Below are 7,597 nucleotides of genomic sequence, written 5' to 3'. Positions count from 1 at the left end.
CGCCCCCACCTGACCCCCCGGGCTCCACCCCGCGGCGGTAGTGGCCGTCGATCGCTCAAACGACGCGTAGTGAGTCGAGCATCCGGGCGAGTGCGGAGCGGGTGTCGGGCAGGCTCGCTTCGGGATCGCCCGACGCGGCCAGCCACAGCGCGGCCTCGTTCATCGCGCCCGAAAGCAGATGGGTCAACGGCGCGACCGGCTGGGCGGGGATCAGGCCCTCGCCGATCAACTCGGCGATCACATCGGCCAGATGGCTGGCCGAGCCCGCCTCGTCCAGTGCCCGCCACTCGTTCCAGCCCAGGACCGCCGGGCCGTCAACGAGCATGATCCGCTGGACGTCCGGGGCCGTGCTGGCCGTGAGGAACGCCTGGCAGCCCTCCGTGAAACGCGTCCATGGGTCGTCCTCGGCGTCGGCTGTCCGCGCCACGGCCGCGGCCACCTCCTGCTGGACCTCCTCCAGGACGGCACGGAAGAGCCCTGCCTTGCTTTCGAACAGGTGGTAGAGCGCGCCCTTGGTGACGCCTGCCGCGCCGACGATCTCGGAGAGGCTCACCTCGCCGTACCCGCGCATGGCGAACAGCCGCCTGCTCTCCCGCAGGAGCACGTCGCGCGTCCGCTCCCGCTGCCGTGCCCTGACGTTCACGAGCCCTCCTTGACATACCGCCGGTACGTCAGTGTAGCGTCACATACCAACGGTACGTGAAAGGAGAATTCCATGCGACTGACCAGCTTCTACCCCGTGATCTGCACGCCCCGGCCGGCGGAGTCCCACCGCTTCTACACCGAGCTGCTGGGGTTCGAGACGACGTTCGAGGCCGACTGGTACGTGAGCCTGCGCCGCCCCGGAACATCCCCGTACGAACTGGCCCTGCTCGACTACACGCACCCGACGCTGCCGGAGGCGTACCGCAAGCCCGTCCAGGGCCTTCTGCTGAACTTCGAGGTGGAGGACGTGGACGCCGAGTGGAAACGGCTCGTCCTCCAGGAGGGCCTGCGCCCCGAACTCGAACTGCGCAGCGAGGACTTCGGGCAGCGTCATTTCATCGTGGCCGACCCCAACGGCGTCCTCATCGACGTCATCACGCCCATCGCCCCGTCCGAGACCTACGAGGCCCAGTACACGACGCCGTGAGTCAGTTCGGAGCGACCCGCTGAGCGGGCACGGACGGGTGACCGTCGCCCCCGCGCCGCGCCTGAGCCAGCGCCTGCTGCAGCTTCCGCCGCTCCATCTCAAGCGTCTGCAGGGACTCCTCGTGCTCGTCCCGGAGGTCCCTCAACTCCCGGCGCATGCTCATCGCACGCTTGAACCCGAGCACCGCGACGACCGTTCCCGCCAGCCACTGCTCCGTGACCGTTCCTAGACAGTGTCCAGAAGTGAGTTTTGGACCCACGTCCTGGTACTGCGCGCGTCCCGAACGGTGTTGGATGCGCTGGTTGCCCGCGTTCGCTGTGTCCCGGTCCGGGGGCGTGCATCGTGTGCGCGTTCCGTGACGGGTGGGCGGGTTCCCTCACGCCCCCGGGCACTCGGTTCAGTCTGGACGATCCGATGCCCGCGCCCATCGCTCTGGTGGGTGCAGGGCGGTGTCGTCCGTCGCCGGATCGGGTGCCCGAGGGCGCGTCTGCCAATCGCCACCGAGGCGGCGTCATGGCGGGTCATTGTTCGTTTATTGCTGGTGAGGGGCTTGCGCCAGTGCTGGTCACCCCACTTGGAGGTGTACGCCGGATCGACCGCGACGAGCGCCAGACCCTGCTCAGCGGCCATCGACACCAACCGCGCCCTGAGCTTTCCGGTGGGGAAGCCGGAGACCAGCCGCCGGAACCGTGTGCGGCGACCGTGCTTCTCCCGGGTCTTATCCTGCGCGAAGTCCAGGTCTTCGATGGCGATGGCGGCGACGCCGCATCGCCGGGCCCAGTGCAGCAGGGCGGTGATGGCGTGCCGGACCTGTGCGTCCCGGTGGGTGGCGGTGCCGGACAGGTCGTAGCCGAACCGCATGGGGTCGCCGACCGGGTTGCCGTGGGCGTCCAGGTGGTAGGCGGCCAGGTGGTCGGCGTTGGTGTCCACCCCGATGATGCCGCGGGCGCGGGCCGCCTCCAACGACACCGCGGGGACGGCGGGGCGCTGCCAGGACGCGGTGAGGTACCAGCGGCCCCGCCCGGTGTCGAGGTGGATCCGGTAGGCCACCGCCCGGTCGCCCTGGATGCGGTCGGCCCACTCGGCGCCCCGGTGCGCGAAGCCGACGCGGGCGGTCAGGGCGTAGCGGCCGTGCGGGGCGTTGGCCAGATGCGCCAGCGGGGTGGGCAGTCTGATCGATACTTGGCCGTCGGGGGTGACGCGGATGGTCTCGTTGCCGTACCGCTTGCCCGACTCCCCGTCGGCCTGGCAGAACCACCGCCCGGCCTCCCACCGGGCCCGCCACTGCTCCTCGGTCAGCCCGGCGGCGTCCAGGTGGTGGCGGTTGTTCAGCAGGCGCCTGCCGCCGCGCGCCACCCGTACCTTCCCGGCGTCCCAGTCCGCCCGCACGCGGGTGAGACGGTCTTTGAGGACGTGTAGGCGGCGGGACTTGGCGAACCACTCCCGCCTGGACCGGTACCCTCCCGCCGCCCGCCGGGTGCCCTTCTGGCCGACCGGGACCGACAGCCGCCGCTCGATGGCCGCGACCCCGGCCTCCAAGCTCTTCAGGTGCGCGAACTGGCCACGGCGGGCCAGCGCCCACTGGTCGTGAGTGGCCTTGGTGATCGACCCGGCCCACCGCGCCGACGACTCACCCGTCAACTCCCGCTTACGCGCCGCCCACCGGTCGGCGTCATGCGCCGTCCCCGCCCGGCACCGCGCCTTCAGGTCCCGACCGGCCAGCGACCCCAGATGCGCACCCACCTCACCCAGCACCTGTTCGTCCCGGGCGGTCAGGCCCTTGAGCCGGGCCCGGATCGCCACCCCCGACGGACCGGCCGCCACGAATGGCGCATCGATCGCCCGCAGGTGTTGCGGGTGGCCGTTCCGTCCTGCGGTCTGCCCGATCTCGCAGATGGCATCGCCCACGCCGGGGTGGGTTGCCGCCGCGGGGACGGCGTCCACACCTTTGACGATGGCGGGTTGCGACATGACGGATACTTGTCAATGGCCATTCAGCTCTCCCCGTAGGCGGCCTTGGGATGTCCCCACTGGCGGCCACGGAGCTCTCCCCAACGGCGGCCAGTTATCTCCCCACCGTTGGTGCTGGTCAGCTCAGCTGAAGGGCTTCACCCCCTGGCCGGAGGTGGCTTGGGTGAGGCGGAAGCTGTCACCCTGGGTGACCACGACGTGGGCGTGGTGCAGGAGCCGGTCGACTGTGGCGGTGGCCAGGGTCTTGGGCATGATCTCGTCGAAGCCGGATGGGTGCAGGTTGCTGGAGACGGTCAGCGAGCGTCGTTCGTAGGCGGCGTCGACCAGGCGGTAGAACCCTTCGGCTGCGTCGGGTGAGACGGGCAGCAGGCCGATGTCGTCGATGATGACGAGGTCGGAGCGGATGATGCGGGCCAGGGCGCGGGCGATGGAGTCGTCGACGCGGTGGCGGCGGACCAGGGCGCCCAGGTCCTCGATGGTGAACCAGGCGACACTCATTCCGGCCTCGACGGCGGCCTGGCCCAGGGCTTCGCAGAAGTGCGACTTGCCGGTCCCGGACGGGCCGCAGACGCACAGGTTCTCGCGGCGGGTGACCCATTCCAGGCTTTTGAGGGCGTCCTGGGTGGGACGGGGGATGGACGAGGCGGTCTCGTCCCAGTCGCCGAAGGTCTTCCCGGCGGGGAACCCGGCGCGTTTGCGACGGGTGTTGAGGTTGGCGCGGTCGCGTCCGGCGGCCTCTTCGGCGAGCAGCACCCGGACGACCTCGGCGGGGTCCCAGCGCTGGGCCTTGGCGGTGGGCACCAGATCCGGCAGGGTGCGGCGGATGTGCGGGAGCTTCAGGCGGCGGGTGAGCTTGATCGCCTCGGCCAGGGGGTCTTCGGCCGAGCCTGCGACGGTGTGCAGCGGCGCGGCCATCAGATCAGCTCCTCGTCGGTGTCGGTGTCGGGGCTGATGGCGCCGAACGCGGCCCAGGCCGATGTGCCGGGCTGCAGGCTGTGGTCCTCGCCCGCTCGGGTGGGCTCGGCGTCGGTCTGGCGGGCCTGGTAGTCCAGGATTGACAGCAGGTCGGCCTCGGTGAACCGGCCGGTGATCGCGGCGGTGCCCAATGCCCGGTCGACGGCGGCGGGTGAGTGCAGTTTGGCCAGCGCGACGGCCTCGGTCATCTTGGCGCCGATCCGGCGGGTGCCCGTGGCGGCGGCCTCGACCAGCCAGGACGCCGCTCCGGGGCCGAGCATCAGGAACGCGGCCTCGGCGGCGTTGGTGGCCTTGGGAGTGCGGTCGGCGGCCTTGTTCTCGCGGGGCGGATAGTGCGTCTGGTCGATCATCGGTGTTCCTGGTGTCCCGCGCCGGTGGCGGGCGACCTCGGCCGCGGTGCCGTCGTCGGCGACGGCGGTGACGATCAGCTCGTCGCCGTGGAAGCGGGCCCAGACCCGGGTGTCGACCAGGCGGTGCGGGACCGAGTAGCGCACCCCCTCGACCGAGATGGTGCAGTTCCAGTTCACCCGGCGGGTGGTGCCGAACGCCGCGGTGAACGGCGCCCGGGGCAGCGGGTGCAGCCGCCGGCGTTCCTCGGCGAGCATCTCGACGGGCTTGCGCTTGGTCTCCTTGTGGACGCGGCCGTTCACCTGCTCGCCGAAATCGCGGCAAGCCGTCTCCAGCTGCGAGAACGTCCGGTACTCGGGCAGCAGGTTGACCTCGGTGGGGACCAGGTCGGCCTTGGCGATCCGCACCGTGGCCTCCGACCCGCCCTTGGACTCGGGATCGGCAGGGACGCAGGTGCGGATGGTCATGCCGTAGTGCTTGGCGACCTCGACGATCTCGGCGTTGCGGACCGCGATCCCCGCAACATGGCCAGTGGTGACGGTGCGCTCGTTGTCGGTCAGCGCATAGGCCGGCACCCCGCCGATCCGCCGCAGCGTCGCATCCAGGCACGCCACGATGGTCGGCAGTGTCTTGTCCCAAACCGGAATCACCACCCGGAACCGCGACCAGGCCAGCCACGCACACCACAACGTGGCCTGCCGCCCGCCGATCACCGGCCCCCAGCCCCAGTCCCACTGCAGCCACAGCCCCGGCTCCACCGTCCAGGGCCGGTAGACGCGGTGGCGGCCGAGCCGGTACTGGGCCTTGGCCTCTGCCACCGTGCGGCGGGTGGTGCGCTCCCCGCCGGTGAAACCCATCGCGACGATCCGCTTATGGACCACGTCCGCGCGGATCTTCCCCCGCGACCGGACCACCAGCTCCTCGATCTTGGGCAGATAGGCGTCGATCGCCCGTTCCCGGTGCCGACGCTGCTCGGGCGCCTGCCCGGCCGCGCGCATCTTCACATACCGGGCCACCGTGTGGTGATCGCACCCGGCCAGCTCGGCCGCGGCCCGGTAACTACCCGTGAGGTCATACGCCTCAAGGATCTCCATGATCTCCCTGCTGTTCTTCACCCGCCCGACTCTCGCCGACCGGGAACGATCACGATCAAGCGGGGAGATATCTGGCCGTCCACGGGGAACTTCGTGGCCGTCAGTGGGGCCGTATCTGGCCGCCTACGGGGAGCTTTCCATGGCCGCCGTCAGATACTTTAAGTTACTCTCCTCGAACATGCAATCGAGCTACGTGCCCACCGTTGCGGCCCGTCACATGGCATCCCGCGCCCGGCACAAAAGCGAACAGAGCCCTGTGCACCACCACTCGTTCCACCGGCTTCATGACCACGCCCACGTCAGTCATGAACGGCTATGGACACTCACGAACACTCAACCGCCAGCAGTTAAGAACCCCCACCACCCGGGGCGAGGGTGGGCATGGTCAGCGGTGGCGGCTCTTGGGGGTGGACTTGGCGATCTTGACCTCCACGCCGCGGTTGGTCTTGCCGAGGGTCGCGGGGCGGCGTGCGGGCTTCGCCTTCGCCTGTGGCCGGTTGAGGACCAGGGTGTCACCCGGGCGCGCGGGCTTGGAGCCCTTGCCCGTGAGCTTGGATTCCTTGGCGCCGTTGGTCTTGCCGACCGCCATGACCGGGCCCGTCTTGGCGAGAGCCTCGGCGCGGGCGATCTGCTCACGGGTCTTGCGGACCCGCTTGCGGCCGGTGCCGCCGCTCGCGATGCGGGCGGCCATGCCCTTGCTGCTGGTCCCCGCATGGGAGGTGCGCAGCCGCCGCGTCCACGTTCCGAGGTGCGCGGCGACGATCAGGAGGATCATCGCTATGCCCACGCTCTTGCCCCACTGGAGCCGGTCGGTCGCCGCGATGTTCTGGGCCTCCGGCGAGTCGGTGGCGATCTCCGGGGCGGGGTAGGTGAGCCCGGGCGCCGCGCCATCGGGCTGGACGGACGGGAGGGTCACCGGCGACTCGTTGTTGAACGGAGTCAGCGGGGTCCCGGAGCTGGGTGCGCTGCCGGCCGAGGGAAGGGACGGCGCCGACCCTCCGGGCAGTGACGCGGAACCGCCGCCGCTCACCGTGGCGTTCGCGGTGGCGGTGCTCGAGTACAGCGATCCGCCCTGCCCGGTGGGACGCTGCGCGCGGACGCCGACGGAGACCGGCCCGCTCGACCGGGTCAGCGGAAGGCTCGTGGAGCAGTTCGTTCCCTGGCAGAGCGAGTTCACCGAACCGGACTTGGACTTGATCCCCGAGCCCGAGAGCGCGTAGCCGTTGAGGTCGTCCTCAAGGCCGCGGTTCCACTTCACGACGAGCTTGCTACCGGACACCTTGGCGGACACTCCGGTGGGCGCCGCCGGCGCGACGCGCACGGCGAAGGTGTTGGAGTCGTAGATGTGACCGGTCTGCTTGCCCTTCAAGTAGACCTTGTAGCTGCCGTTCCGCCGGATCGGGAACGTCCCGGACATGTCGCCGGTGAAGCCCTTCTCCTGCAGGAAGGTGTCGCCGATCCCGGGGCCGCTCACCCACAGCTGCATGGTGACCGCGAAGTCGAAGTGGGCCTTGGCGGTCAGCTCCGAGCCGCTCTTGACGACCGCGCCGTCCGCGGGGCTGATGACGCTTGTCGCGGCGGCCTGCGCGGGGAGTGCGGCGAGTACCGGGAAGCTCATCGCAAGGGGGGCCGCGAGCGCGACTGCACCGATCCTGCGGATGATGGTCACGGCCTCAATCCCTTCGACAGCGTTTCTGCTCGACTCATCCCGCTGAGGGCCTCGCGGGGCTCATGTGTCGAGCGATAACTACGCGCTTACAGGAGCGTAACGTACCACTGGGTAGTAAAAGTCACAGGACGATGACAAAGAGGCGTGGCTTCCCATCCTCCGCGACTCCTCCCGGTCTATTGACACTTAGTGCAACGACTGGTGTCGCGCCAGATTACGCCCTCCTGCCCCACAGGACCAGCCCTTGCCCGCGATAGGACCTTTACGCCTCCGATCCCCATCGGCACCACCGCGTCCACGGCCACCGAAACCTCGACGGCGTCCCCCCTTACCCGGCACCGCTCCAGCCGCGCCCCTGAATCGCCCGCGATCGTCTTCGCCGTCCCGCACGCGTGGCCCGCTGCGCCC

Annotated in this window: 7 protein-coding genes; 1 reads left to right on the top strand and 6 read right to left on the bottom strand. The window is 70.1% G+C overall.

The window, feature by feature from the left end; genetic code table 11:
* Nucleotides 1-55: 55 nt before the first annotated feature.
* Nucleotides 56-643 carry a TetR/AcrR family transcriptional regulator gene (locus tag E1285_RS41600; protein ID WP_243723422.1) on the bottom strand — a complete coding sequence of 196 codons (588 nt, stop codon included), beginning with the start codon at nucleotides 641-643 and terminating at the stop codon, nucleotides 56-58.
* A gap of 72 nt (nucleotides 644-715) precedes the next feature.
* Here E1285_RS41600 and E1285_RS41595 point away from each other — a divergent pair, with 72 nt between their 5' ends.
* Nucleotides 716-1,132: a VOC family protein gene (locus E1285_RS41595; protein WP_132160216.1), complete on the top strand. Its 417-nt coding sequence runs from the start codon at nucleotides 716-718 to the stop codon at nucleotides 1,130-1,132.
* Between the two features lies 1 nt (nucleotide 1,133).
* Here the strand turns inward: E1285_RS41595 and E1285_RS41590 are convergent, their stop codons facing one another.
* The 5 genes from E1285_RS41590 to E1285_RS41570 form a co-directional block, all read right to left on the bottom strand.
* Entirely contained in the window at nucleotides 1,134-1,316 is a 183-nt protein-coding gene (locus E1285_RS41590) for a hypothetical protein (protein ID WP_132160214.1), read from the bottom strand.
* A gap of 41 nt (nucleotides 1,317-1,357) precedes the next feature.
* Nucleotides 1,358-3,103, bottom strand: coding sequence for a transposase (locus tag E1285_RS41585; protein WP_243723423.1), 1,746 nt, complete (start codon nucleotides 3,101-3,103; stop codon nucleotides 1,358-1,360).
* Nucleotides 3,104-3,226: 123 nt separating this feature from the next.
* Nucleotides 3,227-4,018, bottom strand: a complete 792-nt coding sequence (istB, locus tag E1285_RS41580) for an IS21-like element helper ATPase IstB (RefSeq protein WP_132160212.1) — start codon at nucleotides 4,016-4,018, stop codon at nucleotides 3,227-3,229.
* A complete protein-coding gene (gene istA, locus E1285_RS41575) occupies nucleotides 4,018-5,541 on the bottom strand; it encodes an IS21 family transposase (protein ID WP_132160210.1) in 1,524 nt (507 codons plus the stop codon). Before istA ends, istB begins: the two co-directional genes overlap by 1 nt.
* Before the next feature lie 364 nt (nucleotides 5,542-5,905).
* Nucleotides 5,906-7,189 (bottom strand): hypothetical protein, encoded by a 1,284-nt coding sequence (locus tag E1285_RS41570; RefSeq protein WP_132160208.1) that lies wholly within the window; start codon nucleotides 7,187-7,189, stop codon nucleotides 5,906-5,908.
* Between the last annotated feature and the right edge of the window lie 408 nt (nucleotides 7,190-7,597).

Origin of the sequence: Actinomadura sp. 7K507, assembly GCF_004348425.1 — a bacterium.
GTDB lineage: Bacteria > Actinomycetota > Actinomycetes > Streptosporangiales > Streptosporangiaceae > Spirillospora.
This window is presented reverse-complemented; position numbering and strand designations above follow the sequence as displayed.

What these genes read in the sequence shown, in the direction of transcription:
- E1285_RS41595 (WP_132160216.1), top strand. Translation starts at nt 716, where the DNA reads ATGCGACTGACCAGCTTCTACCCCGTGATCTGCACGCCCCGGCCGGCG.
- E1285_RS41585 (WP_243723423.1), bottom strand. Translation starts at nt 3,103, where the DNA reads ATGTCGCAACCCGCCATCGTCAAAGGTGTGGACGCCGTCCCCGCGGCG.
- istB (WP_132160212.1), bottom strand. Translation starts at nt 4,018, where the DNA reads ATGGCCGCGCCGCTGCACACCGTCGCAGGCTCGGCCGAAGACCCCCTG.